General features: G+C 73.8%; 12 protein-coding genes. 3 read left to right on the top strand and 9 right to left on the bottom strand.

Annotation, left to right across the window (positions count from 1 at the left end):
* Positions 1-151 precede the first annotated feature (151 nt).
* Positions 152-1,417 (top strand): twin-arginine translocation signal domain-containing protein, encoded by a 1,266-nt coding sequence (locus HB662_RS11420; RefSeq protein ID WP_209443236.1) that lies wholly within the window; start codon positions 152-154, stop codon positions 1,415-1,417.
* Positions 1,418-1,425: 8 nt separating this feature from the next.
* On the opposite strand, the gene HB662_RS11425 is transcribed toward HB662_RS11420, so the two are convergent.
* Both HB662_RS11425 and HB662_RS11430 read right to left on the bottom strand, forming a co-directional pair.
* Complete coding sequence (locus HB662_RS11425) at positions 1,426-1,812, bottom strand: VOC family protein (RefSeq protein ID WP_245185577.1); 387 nt, start codon at positions 1,810-1,812, stop codon at positions 1,426-1,428.
* 7 nt (positions 1,813-1,819) lie between these two features.
* Entirely contained in the window at positions 1,820-2,587 is a 768-nt protein-coding gene (locus tag HB662_RS11430; RefSeq protein ID WP_168049835.1) for an alpha/beta hydrolase, read from the bottom strand.
* Positions 2,588-2,704: 117 nt separating this feature from the next.
* On the opposite strand from HB662_RS11430, the gene HB662_RS11435 reads away from it, so the two are divergent.
* On the top strand, positions 2,705-3,796 hold the full coding sequence (locus HB662_RS11435; protein WP_168049836.1) for an isocitrate/isopropylmalate dehydrogenase family protein: 1,092 nt from the start codon (positions 2,705-2,707) through the stop codon (positions 3,794-3,796).
* A gap of 73 nt (positions 3,797-3,869) precedes the next feature.
* Here the strand turns inward: HB662_RS11435 and HB662_RS11440 are convergent, their stop codons facing one another.
* Genes HB662_RS11440 through HB662_RS11450 form a run of 3 tightly spaced genes read right to left on the bottom strand, consistent with a single transcriptional unit; the run spans position 3,870 to position 14,561 of the window.
* On the bottom strand, positions 3,870-6,758 hold the full coding sequence (locus HB662_RS11440; protein ID WP_168049837.1) for a CHAT domain-containing protein: 2,889 nt from the start codon (positions 6,756-6,758) through the stop codon (positions 3,870-3,872).
* Entirely contained in the window at positions 6,758-12,808 is a 6,051-nt protein-coding gene (locus HB662_RS11445; protein ID WP_168049838.1) for a two-partner secretion domain-containing protein, read from the bottom strand. The genes HB662_RS11440 and HB662_RS11445 overlap by 1 nt, the downstream gene beginning before the upstream one ends.
* 13 nt (positions 12,809-12,821) lie before the next feature.
* A complete protein-coding gene (locus HB662_RS11450) occupies positions 12,822-14,561 on the bottom strand; it encodes a ShlB/FhaC/HecB family hemolysin secretion/activation protein (protein WP_168049839.1) in 1,740 nt (579 codons plus the stop codon).
* A 182-nt stretch (positions 14,562-14,743) separates the two neighbouring features.
* Between HB662_RS11450 and HB662_RS11455 the strand changes: the two genes are divergently transcribed.
* Positions 14,744-15,196, top strand: a complete 453-nt coding sequence (locus HB662_RS11455) for a DUF1622 domain-containing protein (protein WP_168049840.1) — start codon at positions 14,744-14,746, stop codon at positions 15,194-15,196.
* 981 nt (positions 15,197-16,177) lie between these two features.
* Here HB662_RS11455 and HB662_RS11460 read toward each other — a convergent pair.
* The 4 genes from HB662_RS11460 to HB662_RS29700 are packed head-to-tail and all read right to left on the bottom strand — an operon-like array spanning position 16,178 to position 21,202.
* The gene (locus tag HB662_RS11460; protein WP_168049841.1) at positions 16,178-16,606 is read right to left on the bottom strand and encodes a c-type cytochrome; all 429 of its coding nucleotides are present in this window, start codon (positions 16,604-16,606) and stop codon (positions 16,178-16,180) included.
* Complete coding sequence (locus HB662_RS11465) at positions 16,603-17,127, bottom strand: DUF3341 domain-containing protein (protein ID WP_168049842.1); 525 nt, start codon at positions 17,125-17,127, stop codon at positions 16,603-16,605. The genes HB662_RS11460 and HB662_RS11465 overlap by 4 nt, the downstream gene beginning before the upstream one ends.
* Entirely contained in the window at positions 17,124-18,443 is a 1,320-nt protein-coding gene (nrfD, locus tag HB662_RS11470; RefSeq protein ID WP_168049843.1) for an NrfD/PsrC family molybdoenzyme membrane anchor subunit, read from the bottom strand. The genes HB662_RS11465 and nrfD overlap by 4 nt, the downstream gene beginning before the upstream one ends.
* The gene (locus HB662_RS29700; RefSeq protein WP_168049844.1) at positions 18,440-21,202 is read right to left on the bottom strand and encodes a 4Fe-4S dicluster domain-containing protein; all 2,763 of its coding nucleotides are present in this window, start codon (positions 21,200-21,202) and stop codon (positions 18,440-18,442) included. Before HB662_RS29700 ends, nrfD begins: the two co-directional genes overlap by 4 nt.
* Positions 21,203-21,230: the final 28 nt, after the last annotated feature.

Genomic DNA, 21,230 nt, shown 5'->3' on the forward strand with positions numbered 1-21,230 from the left:
GCCGTACGGTCGTTGCAAGACAAAACACTTCCCGCCGAGGTTGCGCGAAACCGTCGGAAACATTGCTTCGCGCCACCTGCCGCCGCCGCGGCGCATGCAACCCCCTGGCCGGACGCGGCGTTGGCCCGCCGACCCAGAATGTGGACGCATCATGGCCGAGGCAGATCGCGCCGGCTTCCCGCCGCGCGCGCGCAGACAGGCGCATCCCACGCGCCGCGGCTTTCTCACCGGGCTCGCCGCCGGGGCGGCGCTGGCGCCCGCCGCGCTGCACGCGGAAGCCGCGCCGCGGGATTTCGCGCCGACGTTGTTCGACAGCTTCTTCCTCGGCGGCTTCGAATGCTCCACCCACCGCCGTGGCGACGGCCAGCGGCTCGATGTGATCGCCGCCACCGGCCACGACCGCCTGGCGCTGCAGGACTACCGCCAGCTGCGCGAGCACGGCATCACCGCGGCGCGCGACGGTGTGCGCTGGCACCTGGTGGAGCGGGCGCCGGGGCGGCACGACTGGTCCTCGCTGCTGCCGATGCTGCGGGCGGCGGAGCAGGCGCGGATGCAGGTCACCTGGGACCTGATGCATTTCGGCTGGCCGGACCACCTGGATGTCTTCTCCGCCCGCTTCGTCGCGCATTTCGCCCGCTACGCCGGCGCCTTCGCCCGCCTGCACCTGGCGGAGACCGGGCGCGCGCCGATGCTCTGCCCGATCAACGAGATCTCCTTCCTCAGCCATGGCGGCGGCGAGATGGGCTGGATCAATCCGCGAACGCGCGGCCGCGGCGCGGAGCTGCGGCGCAACCTGGTGCGCGCCGCCATCGCCGCCGCCCAGGCGATCCGCGCCGCGGCCCCCGGCGCCACGCTGCTGGCGATCGAGCCGCTGGTACACATCGCCGCCGGCGCCGGGCACGACCCCGCCCGCATCGCCGCGCTGAACGAGGAACAGCACGCGGCGCTGGACATGCTGGACGGGCAGCGGGAGCCGGGGCTGGGCGGCGGCGCGGACAGCTTCGATGCGGTCGGCGTCAACTACTACTGGAACCACCAATGGGTGCATCATGGCGCGCGGATCGGCGCCGACGACCCCCGCTACCGGCCGCTCGCCCGGCTGATGCAGGATATCGGCAGCCGCTACGACCGGCCCATCTTCCTGTCCGAGACCGGCATCGAGGGGCCGAAACGCCCGGAATGGCTGCGCTACATCGGCCGCGCCCTGCGCGATGCGGTGAAGGCCGGGGTGAAGCTGGAAGGCATCTGCCTCTATCCCATCATGGGCCATCCCGGCTGGGATGATGACCGCTACTGCCCGAACGGCCTGTTGGAGATGGCACCGCATGACGGCATCCGCCGCCCGGTCCACCAGCCGCTGGCGGCGGAGCTGGCGCGGCAGCAGGCGCTGTTCCGGGCGGTCTTCGCGGCGGCCTGAACCCGCCGTCAGGCGAATAGCGCGGCCACCGCCGGGTCCAGGAAGCGCTGCACCTCGATCGCGTAGCCGGCGGGGTCCTCCAGGAAGAAATGCTCGATCCGCGCATTGCGCTGCACCGGCCCCAGCTTCGGCGCGCCGGCCGCCGCCAGCCGCGCATGCCAGGCCGCCACATCCGCCACCACCAGGGTCAGCAGTGCGGCGCTGCGCGGCTGGTGGCGCAGATGGCCCCTGTTGCCATCGACGATGCCGAAATGGCTGCCGGGCGCGATGCGGTAGAGCCGCGCCAGGCCCTGGTCCACCAGCAGCTCGAAGCCCATCGTCTGCTCGTAGAAGGGGATCACCGCGGACAGGTCCGGGTAGTAGAAGAAGGTGATGCTGGTGCTCGGCGTCATCATCGGTCCCTCACGCGGTCAGGGCGTCGTGCAGCGCGCCCTGGGCGGGCGCATAGGCGGCGGCGAAGTGGTTCACGCCGGGCAGCACGAAGGAAGCGGCGCCGGTCGCGGCCACCATCGCCTCCGACTGCCGGATGAATTCCGGGCTTTCCGCCGTGCCCCAGGCCAGGCGCAGCGGCGCGCGGATGCGCCCGGCCTGGCGGATCGGGCTCAGCGCCGCGACCTCCGCCGCATCCAGCGCCACATAGGCGCGGCGGGCGGAAAGCAGCACGGGTTCCAGCTCATAGACGCCGGAGACCAGCGTGACGCTGGCGAAATCCATCTCCACGGCCAGCACCGCCGCCAGATGCGCGCCGGAGGAATGGCCGGACAGGTGGATCGGCCCGCGCGGCCGCAGGAAGCGGACGCAGTCGCGCAGTTCCGCCACCACATCCGGCAGGCGGCGCGCCGGCAGCAGGCTGAAATCCGGCACGGCCACGGCGAAGCCCGCCGCCGTCAGCGCCGGCGCCAGGAAGCCGGAATCGTCGCGCGACTGCGCCCGCCAGGCGCCGCCATGGATGTGCAGGTGGATGCCGCGCGGCGTGCCTCGCGCAGGGTAGAGGTCCAGCCCATGCGGGCCGTAGGACAGCGTCTCGGGTCGCAGCGCGGCGCGGGCGGCGGCGGTATCCGCGCGGTAGCGCGCCAGCCATGCCGGCATGTCCGGCGCCCAGACCCGCTGGTCATAGGCCGCATCCAGCGCCGCCTGATCATACTCCAGCCAGACCTTGTCCCCTGCCATCGCCCACCCCCTGCCCCCCTCGCACCTGCCACGCGCGCGCGCCGCGCGGAAGCCCGGCTTGTCCCGCGCCGAAAACCGCGCCACGGATGCGGCCAGGGAGAAGAAGGGGATCGCCTCATGCCGACTAACGCCGTGCGGGTTGCGGTGATGCCGGGGGATGGCATCGGCGTGGAGGTGACGGAGGCCGCCGCCTTCGTGCTGGAGAAGCTGGTGCGCCGCCATGGCCTGGGCCTCGCCACCGAGACCCTCTCCGCCGGCGCCTTCGCCTATCGCGACACCGGCACCGCGATGTCGGAGGCGGTGTTCCGCCAGGCGGAGGCCGCGGACGCCATCCTGCTCGGCGCCATGGGCTGGCCCGGCATCCGCTACCCGGATGGCACGGAGATCGCGCCGCAGATCGAGCTTCGCATGCGCCTCGGCCTCTATGCCGGCGTCCGCCCGATCCGCGCCCTGCCCGGCGTGCCGCTGGCCCTCGCCGATCCCCGCGCGGCGAAGATGGATTTCGTCATCCTGCGCGAAAGCACGGAGGGCCTGTTCTGGGCGCGCGGCCGCGGCGAGGTGATCGAGGACCGGGAGGCGCGGGACACCATGGTGATCACCCGCGCCACGACGGAGCGCCTGTCCCGCTTCGCCTTCCGCCTGGCGGAGCGTCGCGCCGAGAGGCTGCGCCGGCCGCAGAAGGTCACGCTGGTGGACAAGGCCAATGTCTTCACCAGCATGGCCTTCATGCGCCGCATCTTCGACGAGGTGGCGCGGGACTTCCCGCAGATCCCCGCCGGACACCATTACGTGGACGCGATGGCGCTGGACCTGGTCCGCCGGCCCTGGGATTTCGACGTGCTGCCGATGGAGAACATGTACGGCGACATCCTGTCGGACCTGGCCGCCGGGCTGATCGGTGGCATGGGCTATGCGCCCTCGGCCGATATCGGCGACACCCATGCGGTGTTCCAGCCAAGCCACGGCACCGGGCCGGACATCGCCGGCAAGGGTGTGGCCAACCCCACCGCCATGCTGCTCTCGGCCGCGCTGATGCTGGACTGGCTCGGCACGCGCGGTGCCGGCCAGGCCTGGTGCGATGCGGCGGCGGAGCTGGAGGCGGCGGTGGATGCCGCCTTCGCCGCAGGGCTGCGCACCGCCGAATTCGGCGGATCGGGCACGCGGGACGTGGTGCAGGCGGTGGCCGCGCAGCTTCCGGCGGTTGGGTAAGGGGGACGCCGGGGCATCCGGTACCGCGCGGCTTCCCTCTCCCCCCTGCGGGTGGAGAGGGTTCCAGGGCCCGCTACAGCGCGCCCAGCACCGCAAACGGCGCCCATTGCGCCGGGTGGGCGCCGCCCTCCGCCTGCCGCTGCGCCAGCTGCGCCTTGCGCAGCGCCACCGCCGGCGCATCGCCGGCCTGCATCGCCTCCAGCGTCAGCACGCCGACGCGGGCGGCGGCGATGTCGTCCACATACCAATGCGTCACCATCAGCGACCGCGCGCCGGCGAAGAAGAAGGCGCGGGCGAGGGTCGAAAGGCTCTCCCCCGCCGCGATCCCGCCGCCGGAATTGCAGGCCGAGAGCAGCACCAGATTCGCATCCAGCTGCAGGTCCAGGATGGTGCCGGAGGTGATCAGCGCCTGCGCCGCATCCGGCCCGGCGGCGGCGGTGGAGGCGATGATGGCCGGCTCCGTCAGGCAGGTCAGCTCGCTCGGCAGCACGCCATGGGTGGCGAAATGCACCGTGCGGTAGGACCGAAGATCCGCCTGGCGCACCGCCTGCGCGGTGAAGGCCGCGCCGGTGCGGCTGGCCGTGGGCGGTGAGCCGGTGACCAGCGCCGCCGCCTGCAGCTCCACCTCCGCCCCACGCAGCGCGGCCAGGGAGGCGAGGCCCTGGCCGCATTCGGGCGCCGCCGGGAAGCTGCGCGCGGCGTAGCTCACCGGCACCGGGCGGGGCGCGCCGAAGCCGATCCAGGGCTGTGGCGCCTGCGACGGCGTGACACGGCGCAGCGCCACGAGGCTGGCCGGCGCCGGCAGATGCGAGATCGGCAGCCGGTCCAGCAGGAAGGCGGCGCCGGCATGGCCGCGCGGCTGCGGCGGCGGCGCGGTGACGAGAATGCCGTAGGGCAGCGACAGCATCGGCCCCTCCGCCACCGCCACCAGCGCCGATGCGCGGCCCAGCGGCGCGGCCACGCCGGCGAACAGCGCCTGGTGCAGATCATGCGCGGCGGCGGCATCGAAGGGGGCGTTGCCGGAGCCATCCTCCACCCCCGCCCGCACCCGCGACACCAGCGCCGCCACCTGCGCGCCATCCACGCCCAGCGGCGCCACGTTGATGGCGCCGTCCAGCAGGATGAAGCTCCAGCCCCGGCCACGTGGCGGGATGGTGCTGAGCACCAGCGCCTCCCCCGGCCGCAGCGCCGCAAGCACCTCCTCCGCGCTCGCCACGGATTGCACGAGCTGCGCGAAGCCGGGGGCGGCGGCCTGCACAGCGGCATCGGCCTGCGCCGCCACATCCGCGCCCTGTGTGATGCGGCGGTCGAAGACCGCCAGCTCGGCGGCGGCGGCACCTTCCGCCACGGCGGCATCACGGGCGCGATACAGCTGCACCAGCGCCCGTTCCGCATCATCCTTGGCCCGCAGCGCCTCGGCCACCGCCGGGTCCCGCGCCCCGGCCGCCAGCCGCGCGGCGGCGCTGGCGATCTGCGTGGTGGTGACGCTGCCCTGGGAAAGCTGCGCGGCCTCGAAGGCCTCGCCGGTGGCGCCGCCGGCGATGAAGGCATCGAGGCAGGGTGCGATGCGCGCGGGGGTCGTGCCTTCCCGCAGCACGCGCAGCACCGCCACCGCCTCCCGGCACAGCGCCGCCGTGGCGGGGGCGCCGTCCTGCTGTTGCGCCGCGCGCAGCAGCAGCGTCTCGGCATAGGGGCGGGAGCGCGGTACGCCGCGGGCGAAGCGAACGGCGGCGCGGGCAAAGCTGGCATCGGCGCTGGCAAGGCGGCCGATGCCCGCCGCCGCCGCGCCATCCGTGCGCGCCAGCCGCGCCGCGATCAGGTCCGAGCCCTCCGCCCCCGGCGCCGCGCGTGCCAGCGCCTGTGCCGCCTCGGCTTCCTCGGCCGCCTCGGCATGCCGGCCCTGGCGGCTGAGCACCGCCGCGCGGTTGCGCCGCGCCTCCACCAGCCCGAGCAGGGCACGGGCGGCGATCGGGTCCACCGCCAGGCCGCCGAGATCCAGCCCTGCCACGCTGCCGCGCGGCGCCACGCGGCCGCTGCGTGCTTGCGGCGGCACCAGCGCGCCATACAGCGTCGCACTGCGGCCGAGCGCCGCCAGCGCCGCCGCATCCTCGCCCTGGTTGGCGGCGTGCAGCCCGCGGTAATGCGCCAGCATGGCAGGCGCCAGCGGGTCCGCCGCACGCGGCGCCAGCGTGGCGGCACGGGTCAGCAGCGCCTCCGCCTCGGGGAAGCGGCCCTGGTTGGAGAGCTGCAGCGCCAGCAGCACCAGCGGCGTGAAGCGGCCGGAGGGATCGGCCCCCGGCACCCGTTCCTGCAGCGCGAGCGCGGCGCGATAGGCGGTCTCGGCGGCGACGAAGCGCTCCGCCTGGTTGGCATCCCGCCCCACGGCCATGAGCTGCTCGTAGCGGCCGAGGTCGCCGGTGGCGAAGGCCTCCCGTGCCAGGCGCGCCGCCACGCCGTCGATCGCATCCGAGGGCAGCGGCGCGGCTTCCGCGCTCAGCCGGCCGGAGAGCACGCCGATGGCACGTTCCGCCGCCGGCAGCGCCGGCAGCACGCCATCCGCCTGCCAGACCCGGCCGCCGCTTTCCGCCGCCAGCGCGAAGGCCGGCCAGCCGCCGGCGCGCCGGCGGCATTCCATCAGCGCCGCCGGCTGCCCGCCCAGCACGCGCGTGGCGCGCGGCGCGGCGCAGTCCAGCCGGGATGCGAGCGTGGTGGAGAGCAGCGCGGCGCCGGCCATGGCGTCGGGCGCGGCCACGGCGCGGATGCGCGCGCTCGGCGCCGTCCAGTCACCGCAGAACACGTCGCCGCCGGTGCCGCTGCGCGCCAGCCGGCAGGCATCGCCGGCGGCGGTGCGGCCGAGGTCGAGCATCGCGGCGCCATCGGCCGGCGTGGCGACCTGTGCGGAGGGCGGCGGCAGGGTGCAGCCGGCCAGCGCGAGCAGCAGGGCAAGCGATGAACGGCGCATCAGAAATCGCCTCCGCGGATGTTGGGCGGCGCCAGGTCTTCCGCTTCGGAGCGGTCACGCGCGAAGCTGCCGCTGACATAGGGGACGGAGGGACGGGTCTGCGCCACGGATGCGGCCAGCGCCGCCGGGTCCAGCACCTGAATTACCGGCGCCGGGTTGTCGGTCACGGTGAAGGCGCCTTCCGGCAGCGTCACCAGGCCCGGTGCCGGCTCCCCAGGCACCACCGGGATTTCGGGCGGCGCCTCGCCCGGCCCCTCCGGCGTGCCCGGGATCTCGGGCTCACCCGGTATCTCCGGCTCGCCGGGGCCTTCCTCCGGCGGCACGGGCGGCACCGCGCCACACAGCGGAACGCCGATCGGGCAGCCATTGAACAGGAAGGCGGTCGGCTCCGGCGGGTCCGGCAACGGCGTGCCGGTGGCGCTGCTGCGCCGTCCCTCCGCCGCGGCCGGGCCACCGCCGATGCTGGCGATGCTGCCGGTCAGCGCGGCGCCGCTGCCGCCCCGGACCTCCAGCGCCAGCGCATCCAGCGCCCCGGTGGCGCGGCCGCCGACGCCCAGTTGCAGCCGCACCGGCGTGTTGCTGGCATCAAGCGCATCGAAGCTGATGCTGGGTGCGGCGATGCGCAGCAGGCTGCCGGTGGCGATACCGCCGAGGCTGGCGCTGCTCACCGCCTCCACCCCGATCACACCGAGCGCCGAGAGCAGCCCGTCCACCGCCACGTTGTCGCCGCGCAGCAGCAGGTCGCCACTGCGTGCGATGGCGGAGAAGCCGTTGACCGCCAGCGCGCCGGTGGCGTCGAGCGTGGTGGTGGCGCCGGTCGCGGTGCCGTCGATCAGCAGGTCGCCGGCCTGGGTGATGGCCAGCGTGCCGCCGGCCCGCAGCGTGCGCCCGGCCGGCAGCGCCAGCAGCGGCGCGGCGTTGTTCAGCAGGAAGTCGCCGGTCCCGGCATCGAAGCCCTCGATCGCGGCGATCTGGTTGGCGCCCTCCAGGAAGGCGCCGCCGGTGGCGCTGCCGGACAGGGCGGCGGCGATCACCGCGCCACCAGGTGCCTGGGTCAGCGTGCCGGTCACGTCCAGCGCCACGGCCTGTCCGGTGGCGTCGAGGCTGCCGGCCACCAGCAGGTTGCCGCTGTTGCGCAAGGTGAGGCCGCCGCCAAGGCTGGAGGTGCCCAGCGCACCGATCAGGTTCGTTCCCTCCAGCGTCACTGCGCCAGTGGCGTCCAGCACCAGCAGTGGCGCCTCGATGCGGCCGGCGCCGGTGGACAGGATGGTGTTGCCGACGAGCGTCACGGCATTGCCCGCCTGCAGCAGCCCTGCGAGCCCGATGTCGCCACCGACCGCCTGCAGCGCGATGCCATCCGCTGAGATGGTGCCGTCCACGGCGATGCCGCCGCTGTTGGTCAGCGCCACCTCGCCGGTGGCGAGCAGGCTGGCGCCGGTCGGCACAATCAGCAGGGGCGTCGCGTTGTTCAGGAGGAAGCCGCCCGTGCCGGCGTCGAAGCCGCCGATCGCCGCCACCTGGTTCGACCCGGCCAGCGTGGCGCCGCCAGTGGCGCGGCCGCTGAGGGTGTCGGCGATCAGCGCGCCACCAGGCGCCTGGGTCAGCGTGCCGGTGACGTCCAGCGCCACGGCCTGGCCGCTGGCGTCGAGGTTGCCGGTCAGCAGCAGGTTTCCGGCGTTGCGGAAGCTGAGACCGCCGCCCAGGCTGGCCGGCCCGAGCGCCGCCACCAGATTCGCACCATCCAGCGTCACCGCGCCGGTCGCGTCCAGGGCGAGCGAGCCCGCCTCGATCCGCCCCGCGCCGCTGGACTGGATGACATTGCCGATCAGCGTGACGCCGTTGCCCGCCTGCAGCAGCCCCGCCAGGCCGATGTCGCCGCCGGTCGCCTGCAGCGCGATGCCATCCGCCGCGATAGTGCCATCCACGGCGATGCCACCGCTGTTGGTCAGCACCACATCACCGCCGGCGAGGAGGCTGGCGCCTGCTGGCAGGCTGAGTGACAGCCCGCTGTTGTTCAGCAGGAAGTCGCCGGTGCCGGCGTCGAAGCCATCGATGCGCGACAGGCTGTTCAGGCCCAGCAGCGAGGCGCCGCCGGTCGCGCGGCCACTGAGGGAGGTCGCCTGCAGCCCGCCCGCCGACTGGGTCAGTACGCCCGTGACATCCAGCGCCACGCCGAAACCGGACGCCTGCACCAGGCCGCCCAGCAGCAGGTCGCCGACATTGGTGAAGGCGATGTTGCCCTCGGCGGAGGACGCGCCCAGCGTGGCAACCGTATTCGCACCCGACAGCGTCACGGCACCGGCGGAGGAGAAACTCAGCTGCGAAGCTGCGATCCGCCCGGCACCCACCTCCGTGATGCCGTCCGCGGCGGAAAGCGTCGCCGTTCCATCTGTCTGCAGCAGCCCATCCAGCGGCAGCGCACCGCTGCTGCGCAACGCGAAACCCGAGGTCGCCGTGAAGTCGCCGAGCGTGCCGGGCTGGTTGCCCTCGTTGTCCAGCGTGACTGCGCCGCCCACCACACCGGTCAGCCGCGCCACATCCAGATCGGCCCCCGCCACCTGCGTCACCGCGCCCAGGCTGCGCAGGTCCAGCGTACCCTCCAGCGCCAGCGGCCCGCCGAAGCGCAGGGTGGTCGCCGTGGTTTCCGTCACGTCGCGGAAGGTCGTGGCGCCAAGCCGCAGCGTCGTCGGCTGGATGGCGGCGAAGGCTGCCGGCGTCAGGTTCAGGCTGCCCGGCTCGGGCACCGGGAACACCACGGCGAGGTCGCCCGGCACCGCCGGCGCCACCTCCACCAGCCCGCCGCGGATGAAGGCGCCGGTCAGCACGGACAGGTCGCCGACGCGCAGCGAGACGCGGCCCGCCCCGGCATCCAGGCTGGCCGTCGTGCCCAGGCTCAGCGCGGCATCGGTCCGCAGCCCGATATTCGCCGCGGCGATGCTGCTGCCCTCCAGCAGGATCGGCGTGCTGCCATTGTCCAGCACGAAGTCGCCGGGGATGGCGATGCTGGCCAGGTTGCCGGTGATGGCATTGCGCAGACCGGTCTGGTCGCCGCCACGGTCCAGAATGGCGTTGCCTCCCGAGAGCAGGTTCAGATTCTGCCCGACCAGCCGCCCGGCAGTCTGCTGGATGCCGCCCGTGCCGGCGCCGAGGAAGATCTGGTTCAAGCCGCCCGCATCGCCCAGCGTGCCGGCGAGGAAAAGCCCGCCGGCCAGGTCGGAGGATTCCGAGGAGGGGTTGAAGCCGGCCGCCACATCCACGGCCGCCGCGCCATCCGCCCGCACCGTGCTGCCGGCCGCCAGGGTGACGTTGCCGCTGGCGCGCAGCGCGGCACCCTGGCCGCCGCTGACGATGCCGCTGACCAGCAGGTCGCCGCCCTGCACATCGATGCTGGCGAAGGCGTTCTCCGCGACGAAGGGGCCTGCCACCTCCAGCGAGGTGACGTTGCGAAGCTGCACGACATCGTTGAAGCCGCCGCCGACCAGTTGCTGCACCACCGCGATCTCGTTGTCGCCGCCGAGGCTGATGCCGCTCGGCGTCGTCGCATCCAGCGCGCCCAGCAGCAGGCGCGAACCCTCCGCCTGGCTGAGCCGCCCCCCGCGAAGTCGCAGCGTGAAGGTCTCGCCGACGCGGATGTCACCGGACAGCGCCGTCGCACCCTCGCCGAGCGACGCGGTCAGGCTGTAGTTGCCGCCCACATCACTGGGCCCGATCCCGCCGAGGATGTTGCCCGCCAGCGGATCGACCGGCGTCACGGCCAGCGCGGCATCGCCCGGCGTGGCGACGCGAAGCTGGCCGCTCGTGAAGATCCGCCCGCCACTCTGGTCGATGCCGCCAGCCCCGGCGGTCATGGTCAGGTTCTGCGCCGCGATGATGCCGCCATCCTGCAGGATGCCGCCGGCCCCGGCCGTCAGTTCCACATCATTCGGACTGCCATCGCTGAAGGCGCCTTGGATGACGCCGGTCAGGCGCAGCGCCGCAGCCGCGGCGGCATCCGGCGCGCCGGTCGCGAAGTCGAATCCCGCGATCAGGCGCAGCCCGTCGCCTTCCACCCGCCCGGTTTCCGGCACCACGATGTCGCCGGTCGCGCGCAGCGTGACGGCGAAGGGGCCGGCGCCGGCGCGCACCTCGCCATTCACCGTCAGCGTGCCGCCCTCAACGTCGATCTGCACCTGGTCCGCACGCACCGTCTGGCCGGCCAGGATGGTCAGCGGCGCGGTGTTGCGGAACTGCAGCGTGAAGGCATCCAGGCGGCCCAGGCTGGCGATGGCGTTGTCGCCCTGCAGGTTGATCTGGTCGAAGCTGCCGGGGATGGAATCGGCGCCACTGTCGAGCACGCCGCCGAGGAAGCGCCCGTCGCCCGACTGCACGATGTTGTTGCCGAGGAAATCCGGCGTCTGCAGGTTGATGCGCCCGGTCGCCGGCACCTGCACCAGCGCGTTGATGGCGATCTGCGCGCCGGACAGCACCAACACCAGCGCCGGGTCCGCGTCCTGCAGCACCAGCGGGGCGTTGATCGTGAGGTTGTTGCCGGCCACCAGCGCCAGCCCGCCCAGCGCCTTGGTCAGCGCCACCTCCACCGTCAGGTCCTGCGTCGCCTCCAGACGCAGGTTGCCGGCGAAGCCGCCGACCACGCCGGTGGCGATGAAGGAATCATTGCCCTCGCCGCCGCTCAGCACGCCGTCATCCAGCAGCGCCGGGTCGATGTTCACGCGCGGGTCGTCATCGGCCACGATGGTCAGCAGCACCGGGTCCAGCAGGATGCTGCCCGCCTCGCCCTGCGGCGCCGCCACGTCGATCCCGCCCGTGATGGCAAGCCGGTTCTGGCCGGAGACCTCGACGAAGCCGCCATCGCCGCCCTGCGGCCCGCCGCGCGCGGAAATCGCGCCGGCATGCACGGTGGCCTCGATCGAATTGACCAGCACCTCCCCGCCCGCGCCGCGCTCCGTCGCATCGGCGCGGATGGTGGCGCCGCTGGCGATGGTGGTGCGGCGCGCCATGCGGGGCGCGACCGGGCCGCGCCGGTCCGTGCCCAGCGCCACGCGGCCGCCACCGGCCCGGCCGGATGCCTCGATGCGCGCGGTACCCGCGACCGCCACGCGATCCGCCTGCGCCGCGATGCTGCCGCCCGTCCCACCGGCCTCCGGCGCACTGGCGGTGACCTCGCCCTCGATCCGCACGGAGCCGCCGGTGCCCTGCACCAGCACGCGCCCCGCCCGGGCGCCGCCGGTGCCATCGGCGGCGATGCGGCCGCCGGCGCGCACCAGGTCCTGCACGATGCCGTCGGCGGCCTGCGCCGTCAGCAGCACGGTGCCGCCGGGGGCGTCGATCAGGCCGCTGTTGCTGACCAGCGCCTCCCCATTCGCGGGCGCGCGGCGCACCGGGCCGGTGACCTCCAGCGACAGCAGCCCGTCGCCATGCAGGTCGATCGCATGCGTCTCCGCGCCGCCCAGCACCACGCGGCCCATGCGGGCGGCGATGGTGCCGCGATTGGCCACCTGGGGCGCCACCAGCGCGGCCAGCCCGGCCTCCCGCACCGTGATGCTGCCCTGGTTCTCGATCCGCGCACCGGGCTGGCCGGGACGGTCGAAATGCAGCCGCGCGCCGCCGGCCATGAAGGCCTGGTTGCTGATATCGGCGGTGGAGATGATGACGGATTGCGCCTGCACCTGCGCGCCCGGCGTCACCAGCACGCCGGATTGGTTGACCAGCGCGATCTGCCCATTCGCCGTCATCCGCCCGGCAATCACGGAGGGGTCCGGCCCGGTCACCCGGTTCAGCGTGATGGACCCGGCGGAGGGCTGCTGGAACTGCACCGTGTGGTCACGGCCGATGTTGAAGCTGCGCCAGTCCAGCACCGCGCGGTCGGAGGATTGATGCACGCTGGTCAGCGCCGGGTTCTGCGCGATGCTGGCGCTGCCGGCCACCACCTGGCCGCCCTGCGGCCGCGCATCGGGCGCGATCTGCGCGAGCGCCGCGCCGGCCATGATGGGCACCAGCGCGGTGCCGCAGAGCAGGCTGTGGCGCCAGTTCCGGGTGCGGGTCGCGGCCATGGCGGAAATCCCTTCAGAAACGCGCCAGGACGCGCCAGAACAGCGCATCCGCCTTGACCTCGGCGGCGCCGGGGTTGGGCCGCCGCGTCAGCCGGCGCACCCCCTCCAATTGCAGTTCCACCACATCATTCACCGGCATCCGCACACCCACCCCGGTGGAGCGCAGCCGGCGGTCCGGATCCTGGTCCTGGTTCTCCCAGGTCCTTCCGTGGTCGTAGAAGGCGTAGAAGGTGGGCAGCAGGCGCAGCGGCGTGCCCCAGGCCTCCGTCTCGATGCTGGTGGTGAGCTGCAATTCGGCCGAGGCCGCCAGCGCGCGGTCGCCCGTCACCTCCCCCGCATAGAAGCCGCGGCCGAGCCGGGCGCCGCCGAGGTAGAATTTCTCCGACAGCGGCAGGATATCGTCCGACCATTGCCCGGCCAGCGTGCCGACCAGCGCCACATCGGCGCCTGCCCATGGCTGGAACAGCGCCTGGCGGCGGCTGACCTCGAAGGCCAGGCGGGTGAAGTCCACCTGCGCGCCGAGCCGCGCCGCGTCCACATTCCCCGTGCGTTCCGCGCCCAGCCCCTCCAGCCCACGCGACAGGCGCAGGGTGGCGCTGTTGGCGGCGGGGAAGGCCTCGCCCAGCAGCAGGTCGAAGCGTGCCCATTCGGCACCGAGCCGCAGCACCCGCAGCGAATCGCGGCTGAGCCGCGTGGCGGCGCCATTGGCACCGTCGATCTCGATCTCGCTCTCGATCAGGTCGAACTGGCCGGTCAGCAGCAGCGATTCAGACCGGCGGCGGATCAGCGGGTAGGACAAGGCGAGGCCCGCCGTCGTCGTCGTTCCCTCATAGCCGATGCCGCGCAGCGCATCCGAGGGCGTGGCGCGGCCCTGGCCGACGTAGACCCGTGCCCGCAGGCCGGAGCCGCCGAGGAACAACTCGGTCGAGGCCTGGCCGAAAAGCTGCGTTGCGCCGGCGGCGCCGAACAGCAGCAGCTCCGTCCGCTCGCCGAATTCGGTGAAGCTGTTGAACTGCACCGCCGCCAGCCCCTGTTCCGGGCCGGTCAGCCGATAGGCGCGGTTGTCCGCGGTGACATAGCCGGTGACGGGCCGGCGGCTTACCTGCGCCACCAGGGTCAGCGCGCCGGGCGCGGTGCCGGCCGGGCGCAGCACGCTGCGGATGCCGACGCCCGGGATATCCTGCGCCAGCAGCAGCGCGCGCTCCAGGCTGGCGACATCCAGCGCCGGGCGCAGGATCAGCCGGTTCAGGAAGCGCAGCACCTGGGTGCCGGCGGGGCCGATATCGCCCTCCAGCAGCACTTCCGTCACATGGCCCTCGGCCACCACCAGGCGAAGGTTGCCCTGGGCGTCGAGCACCGCATCGACGGCGGTGAAGACGTAGCCCTCCTGCCGGTAGGCTGAGACGATGGCGGCGCGGGCCGCCTCCACCGCCGCCAGCGGCACGGCGGGCCCGGTCAGCCCCTCGGTCAGCGGCGTCAGCCGCGCCGGCGGCAGCACGGTGGCGCCCTGGATGGATACGGCGCGGATCGCCAGCGTGCCGGCGGGCGCCGCGGCGGGGGCGACGGGCTGCGTGCCGAGGCCAGGCCCGACCGGCGGAGCGGCCGGGGGCGCGATGCGGGGAATCGGCGAGCCCTGCGGTGGCGGAACGGGCTGCGCCAGCGCCGTGGCTATGCCGGCCGCCAGGCAGACTCCGGATAGCGCCACCCGGACGGAGAAGCTGGCGAAGCGGGCGAGTCGTTCTTTACCGGTCATGCCGCCCCGTCTGTGCCGCTTGCTGGCGCCTTGCCCTCCAACTGCTAGGCCCCCGGAACGTGATTGCGAAGTGCCAAACTCGTGATTCGGTTTCGCGTTGTTTCACGCCGCCTTGACCGGAGGTGCTGCCGCAACCGCACCGGTTCCGGCAACCATGACGGCCCTGGCCGCTTTACCCGGCCATGATTGAAAACGAGCCCGGCGCCTGGGTGGGCATGATCGCGGACTGGACGGCGGCGGGGCTGGAGATGGCCGGCGTGCTGGCGCTTCTGGCGGGCGTGGTCATCACCACCTTCCTGTTCCTCCGCACCGGGCTGCAGCGGGGCGCCCCGGGCTGGGCGGCGGCCTTCATCCCCTACCGCGCCAATCTCGGCCGGGCGATCCTGCTGGGCCTCGAATTGCTGGTGGCGGCGGATATCGTGCACACCGTCGCCGCGCCGCTGACCTTCGAGACGGTGGCGACCCTCGGCCTGATCGTGCTGATCCGGACCGTGCTCAGCCTGTCGCTGGAGGTGGAGATCGAGGGCCGCTGGCCCTGGCGCCGGCATGGGCCTGAGACGCCGGAGAATTCGGTGGCGCAGCCCCGTTCCGTGACACCGCGTTCGAAATCGACCGAGCACCCGATCCGCGACTGAGCAAGGCGGCGCGTTCCGCCCGCCACCACAGGCCGAAGGCCAGGCTCAACCCCGCCAGCACCAGCGCATCCAGCCACGCCGCCGGCTGGGCCATCGGTGCATCCGGCCGGACCACCCACCACAGATGCGCGGCGAACTGCACCAGCAGCAGCCAGCACACCGCCACCATGCGCCAGCGTCCATGGTCCGGCGGCGCGGCCAGGGCGATGGCCAGCAGCAGCGCCGGCAAGGCGATACCCGGCTGCAGCCAGCTCCACCCCTCCAGCCGCCGCAGGTACCAGGCCGATTCCTCGGGCAGGTCCGCCATCCAGACCACGATGAACTGGGTGAACCACAGCCACAGCACGGCCAGGCCCAGCGTCAGCAGCGCCCGTTCCAGCCCGGGCAGCCCTTCCGAATCCGGATGCGTGCGCGCCGCCAGGATGGCCACCGCCAGCGCCGCGGCCAGACCGGCCACCCACATGGAGAAGCCCTGCAGGCTGGCGTACCAGGTGGTGTCGCGGGACAGCACCCAGTCGAAGCCGGCCAGCGTCGCCGTCGGCAGCAGCAGCACCAGCGCCAGCACCGACAGCCGCGGATGCGGCCCCGGCCGCGCCAGTCCCCAGCCCAGCAGCGCCCAGACCAGCAGGCAGGCGGCACCGCGCAGCCGGAAGAACCAGGGCTGCATCAGCGCCGCGATCGGGCTGTCAGCCGCCAGGGTGGAGCCTGCCGCCCAGAGGTAGAGGTGTTCCGGCACCAGCAGGACCGGCAGCGCCATCAGCGCCAGCAGTGGCAGGCTGCGCGCTGCGGCCTCCAGCGGCAGCCGCACCGGGGTCAGCCAATCCTCCCGCAGCAGATGGCCGAGTGCCAGCACGCCAACTGCGCCGACGCCGATATGCGCCCAGGCGAGGAAGCCGGTGAGCCAGGCCTCCGCCAGCGCCGGCCCGCCGAAGGCCGTCACCGCCAGCACGGCAAGGGCGAGCCCGAGGAAGGCTGCGATCCTCATGGCGACAGGCGCTCCACGAAGCGGGCGATGGCCCAGCGATCCGCGGGCGACAGGCGATCCGCGAAGGGGTGCGCGCGGGCGTGGTTCTCCGCGATCACCGTCATCGTCCGCATGGCATCGGCCGGCAGCCTCGGCGGCGCCGGGAAGCCCTGCGCCACCGCGCCGCCATCCCCGGCGCCGGTCGCGCCATGGCAGGGCGCGCAGAAGATGGCGTAGCGATCGGCGCCGCGCGCCAGCAGCGCCTCCGTCACCGGCGGGCCGGGCGGGGCGAGCGCCCGGCGCCAGGCGGCATCGCCCTGCGCCACGGCACCGGGCGGCGGCGGCGCGGGCGGCGGCAGCGGTTCGCTGGCGGGCCAGCCATCGCAGCCGGCCAGCAGCAGCAGGGTGGGCAGTAGCAGAGCGGGCAGCAGCAGGCGGGCCTTCATCCGGGAAGCTCCGCCAGGCTGAGCGGCTTCTGGCGACGCAGCAGATGCAGGGCCTCCCGCGCATCCAGCCCGGGGTCGCCGGCGAACAGGCAAAGGAAGAAGCGGTCCTCGCTGGCACGGCCGAAGCCGGGCACGGCGAAGACCGGGTGGCTCAACCGCGGCAGCCGGTTCAGCGCCAGCATGCCGATCAAGGCGCCCGCCGCCGCCCAGAGCACGGCGACGATGGTGGTGGCGGGCAGGAAGGCGGGCAGCGCATGCAGCGGCCGGCCGCCGACATTCAAGGGATAGGCGTGCACGCTGAGCCACCACTGCGTCGCATAGGCCAGCGCCGCGCCGAACAGCCCCGCGCCGATGGCGATCCAGGCGACGCGCGCGCCGGTGGCGCCGAGCAGCTTCGCGGCCTCCGGCACCGGATAGGGGGCATAGGCATCCATGCGCCGCCAGCCGGCATCCCGCGCCGCGCGCAGCGCCGCCACCAGCGCATCCGGATTGTCGAAGGCCGCGATCACGCCGGGGCTCATGGCACGTCCGCCTCGCTTTCCTCGTGCCGCGTCTCGAACATCGACACCACCGGCACGAAGCGGGCGAAGGCCAGCATCAGCAGCGCGAACAGCCCGATGGTGCCGAGCAGCAGCGTCCATTCCGGCACCGTCGGCGCATACAGCGGCGCGGTGCTCGGCAGGTGGTCGCGCAGCAGGCCGCCGGCCACCAGCGAGAAGCGGTCGAGCCACACCCCCGCCGCCGCCCCGAGCCCGATCGGCACCGCCCATCGGGCCTGCACCCGCGCCCGCTTCAGCCACAGCAACTGCGGCACCGCCACCACCAGCGCGGCGCCGCCCCAGTACAGCCCGGCATAGGCACCGAAGGCCCGTGCCGCGATCGCCTGGCGCGTCGTCGCATCCTCCAGCAGCCCCACCAGCAGCGCCTCGGCATAGACATAGCCGCAGACCAGCGCCGCCGCGGCGGTCAGCTTCGCCAGCAGGTGCATGTCCTCGTCATCGATGTAGCGGGTCAGGCCCAGCCCGCCGCGCAGCAGCGCCGCCAGCGCCAGCACCACGCCAAGGCCGGAGGGAATGCCGGTGGCCACCACATGCAGCGGTAGCCGCGCCTGGTGCCATTCGGGCACCAGCGTGGTGGCGAATTCCAGCGCCACGATGGTCTGCGCGGAGACCAGCATCGGCAGCACCATCGCCGCCACCAGCCGGTAGGCCGCCTGGTGCCGCGCCCAGTGCCGCACCGATCCGCGCCAGCCCAGCGCCAGCACGCCATAGATGCGCGCCTGCACCAGGCGGGACCGCGCCACGGCACGGTCCCGCATGGTGGCGAGGTCCGGGATCAGGCCGGTGTACCAGAACAGGCCGGTGACCACGACGTGGGACATGATGCCCCAGAAATCCCACACCAGCGTGCTGCGGAAATTCGGCCAGACCTGGTAGGTCGCGGGATAGGGGAAGGTCCAGTAGAACAGCCAGGGCCGGCCGAGATGCAGGATCGGGTAGATCGCCGCCGCCGCCACCGCGGCCAGCGCCGCCGCCTCGGCAAACCGGTTCACCGCGGTGCGCAGCCCGTGCCGGCGCAGCACCAGCACCACGGCGAACAGGCTGGCGGCGTTGGCGATGCCGATCCACCAGACGTAGTTGATCAGGTCGAAGCCCCAGACGAAGGGGATGTTGGTGCCCCACAGCGCCGTGCCGCGCAGCAGCAGCGCCACCACCGCATAGGCCAGCAGCAGCGTCAGCACGGCGGAAGCCGCGACGCCACCGGCGAAGCGCCAACCGAAATCCTCCCGCAGCGGCGGGTCGGAGACCGGCCGGGTGGAGAAATCCGCGCTGCTCATGCCGGCGCACCAGGCTCGGGACGCACCAGGCGGGCGAGATAGGTGGTGCGCGGCCGTGTATCCAGGTTGCCGAGCAGCGCGTAGTTCCTGCCCTCCGCCTTGGCGCGCGAGACATCGCTGTCCGGGTCGTTGATGTCGCCGAAATGGATGGCGCGTGTCGGGCAGGCATTCTGGCACGCCGTGGTGACGTCACCGTCGCGCAGCGCGCGGCCTTCCTGCCGCGCGGTGTCCTGCGCGCCCTTGATGCGGTGCTGGCAGTAGGTGCATTTCTCGATCACGCCGCGCGGCCGTACCGGCACATCCGGATTGCGCACCGGCACGGCACCGGCCTGCCGCGCATAGCCAGCCCAGTTGAAGCGGCGCACCTTGTAGGGGCAGTTGTTGGAGCAGGTGCGCGTGCCGATGCAGCGCGGATAGACCATCAGGTTCAGCCCCTCATGGTCATGCACCGTGGCGTTCACCGGGCAGACCACCTCGCAGGGCGCCTTCTCGCAATGCATGCAGGGAACAGGCTGAAAATCGACCGCCGGAGCCTCGGCCGGGCCGCTCACCACGCGATCGACGCGCAGCCAGTGCATGGCGCGGCCGCGCGCCGCTTCCTCCGGCCCCACCACCGGCGTGTTGTTCTCCGCCTGGCAGGCGACGACGCAGGCATTGCAGCCGATGCAGGTATCCAGGTCGATCGCCATGCCCCAGGCGTGGCCCGGATACTTCCAGTCCGGGTACAGCGACCGCGGCGGCGGCAGCGGCGGCACCGCCTGCCCCGGCGCCAGGCGGTGCACCCGCGGCGTCTCGTCGGGCAGCGCGAAATCGGCGCCGCGCGCCGCCCAGCCCTCGCCCCCGGTGGCGCGCAGCACAAGGCCGCCGGCCAGCCAGGGCGCGGTGGAGGACCGCAGGCGATAGGCGTCGATCCCGATGCCGCCCGGCACGCCGCCCGCCAGCCGCCGCCCGCCGCCCAGCGGCAGCGTCACCACCCCCGGCGCCTGGCCAGGCGTGACCAGCACCGGCGCGTGCAGCACCCGGCCATCGAGCCGCAATTCCACCTCCGCCCCCTCCGCCAGCCCTGCGGCCCGCGCATCGGCCGGGGCCATCAGCACGGCATTGCCCCAGGCGAGGTTGCCGAGCGGCCGCGGCAGTTCCTGCAGCCAGGCCTCGCTGGCGTAGCGGCCATCCCGGAGATGCGGGTCCGCCGCGAAGATCGCGACGGGCGTGGCGGGGATGGGGGAGGCTTCGGGCAGCGCGAAATCCGGCCGCAGCGCCGGCACGCGTGCGGGCGCTGCGCTGTCGGCCACCACGCCCGCCTCCAGCACGTCACGCCAGCGCGTCTCGAACTCCGCCTCGCCCCATGCGCCGCGCCAGGTCTCCCGCACCAGCGCCTGGCCATCGGCGCGGCTGCCGGCGAGCGCGGCCAGGATCTCCTCCGGCGACACCGCCGTATCGACCAGCGGGCGCGTCACCGGCTGGCGCAGCGCGGCGGTGCCGTCGAAGGCCAGACTGTCGCCCCAGCTTTCCAGCGGGTGGTGCAGCGGCAGGTGCCAGGTGCACAGCAGCGCCGTCTCATCCACATGCACGCCGGCATGCAGGCTGTGCGGCACGCGTCGCAGGAACCCGGCGACATCGAGATCCGTCGGCGCGTCGAAGACCGGGTTCGCATCCAGCACCAGCAGATGCGTCACCGCCTCCGCCTCCGCCACCAGCTCTGCCAGCGTGCCGGCCTCGGCCGCGGTGGGATCGGCGATGCAGGGCACCGCGGCGCCGAGCGTCGCGTTGATGGCATGCGCCAGCGCCTGCACCGCCACGCCCTGGCCGCGCCCGGCCAGCACGCAGGCCGCCTCGCCCGCCTCGCGCAGCGTGGCGGCCAGCGCGGCGGCCTCGGGATGCGTTGCGCCGGCGGCGGCGGGGATCCCGAGTTCGGCGGCGACCGCCCGGGCCAGCGCCTCGATTTCCCAGGGCGGCAGCACCAGCAGGCGGTCGGCCTTGCTGCCGGTCAGGCTCGGCGTCGATTCCGCGACGATCAGCGCCGGCAGCCTGCCGGCCTGGCGGCCCTGCGCCCGTGCCTCGGCCCAGCCGCGCGCCTGGGCGAGCTGCGCCGGGCCGGGGCCGAGCGGATCGGCGCCCAGCGCCAGCACGCAGCGCGCCCGGGCCAGGTCCGGCCGTGGTACCAGCGGCTCCCCGAATGCCAGGATCGAAGCTTCCGCCGCCGCCGCATCGGCCAGCGGCGCATGCACATGCCAGCGCGCCCCCGGCCAGGCCGCCAGCACCCCCGCGATCAGCCGCTTTTGCGTGGGGGAGGAGACGGGGCCGGTGAGGATGCGCAGCCCCTGCCCGCCCCGCGCCGCCAGCGCCGCCTGCCGTTCCGCCAGCCAGGCCGAGAGCCGCGCCGGGTCGCGCACCACCCGCCCCTGCTGCCGCAGCCGCCGCGATCGCGCCGGGTCATGCAGGCCGAGCACCGCCGATTCCAGGAACACGTCGGTGGCGCCGAGGCTGCCGGGGTGGCGCGGATTGCCCTCGACCTTGATGGCGTGGCCGTTCTGCACGCGGACCAGCACGCCGCGGCCGATGCCATCCAGTTCCAGCACCGTGGCATAGCTGCCGCGCGGCCCGCCCAGCCCGCGCGCCGGGGCATAGAGCGGGCTGCCGAATTCCTCCGGCGCGCCATCGCACCCCGCCGCCGCGGCAAGCGCCAGGGAAGCACCCGCGGCGCGCAGCACGCTGCGCCGGTCCGGGTCGGGAGGTGGCAGGGCGTCGGGGGTTGTCATGCAGGCGGCGGCTCCGCTGGGGCAGGGC

Origin of the sequence: Falsiroseomonas frigidaquae (assembly GCF_012163145.1) — a bacterium.
GTDB lineage: Bacteria > Pseudomonadota > Alphaproteobacteria > Acetobacterales > Acetobacteraceae > Falsiroseomonas > Falsiroseomonas frigidaquae.

Bases quoted from the DNA above. Each gene is read 5' to 3' on its own strand.
- HB662_RS11450 (WP_168049839.1), bottom strand. From the start codon at position 14,561: ATGACCGGTAAAGAACGACTCGCCCGCTTCGCCAGCTTCTCCGTCCGG.
- HB662_RS11440 (WP_168049837.1), bottom strand. From the start codon at position 6,758: ATGCGCCGTTCATCGCTTGCCCTGCTGCTCGCGCTGGCCGGCTGCACC.
- nrfD (WP_168049843.1), bottom strand. From the start codon at position 18,443: ATGAGCAGCGCGGATTTCTCCACCCGGCCGGTCTCCGACCCGCCGCTG.
- HB662_RS11430 (WP_168049835.1), bottom strand. From the start codon at position 2,587: ATGGCAGGGGACAAGGTCTGGCTGGAGTATGATCAGGCGGCGCTGGAT.
- HB662_RS11460 (WP_168049841.1), bottom strand. From the start codon at position 16,606: ATGAAGGCCCGCCTGCTGCTGCCCGCTCTGCTACTGCCCACCCTGCTG.
- HB662_RS11445 (WP_168049838.1), bottom strand. From the start codon at position 12,808: ATGGCCGCGACCCGCACCCGGAACTGGCGCCACAGCCTGCTCTGCGGC.
- HB662_RS11435 (WP_168049836.1), top strand. From the start codon at position 2,705: ATGCCGACTAACGCCGTGCGGGTTGCGGTGATGCCGGGGGATGGCATC.
- HB662_RS11425 (WP_245185577.1), bottom strand. From the start codon at position 1,812: ATGATGACGCCGAGCACCAGCATCACCTTCTTCTACTACCCGGACCTG.
- HB662_RS11465 (WP_168049842.1), bottom strand. From the start codon at position 17,127: ATGAGCCCCGGCGTGATCGCGGCCTTCGACAATCCGGATGCGCTGGTG.
- HB662_RS11420 (WP_209443236.1), top strand. From the start codon at position 152: ATGGCCGAGGCAGATCGCGCCGGCTTCCCGCCGCGCGCGCGCAGACAG.
- HB662_RS29700 (WP_168049844.1), bottom strand. From the start codon at position 21,202: ATGACAACCCCCGACGCCCTGCCACCTCCCGACCCGGACCGGCGCAGC.
- HB662_RS11455 (WP_168049840.1), top strand. From the start codon at position 14,744: ATGATTGAAAACGAGCCCGGCGCCTGGGTGGGCATGATCGCGGACTGG.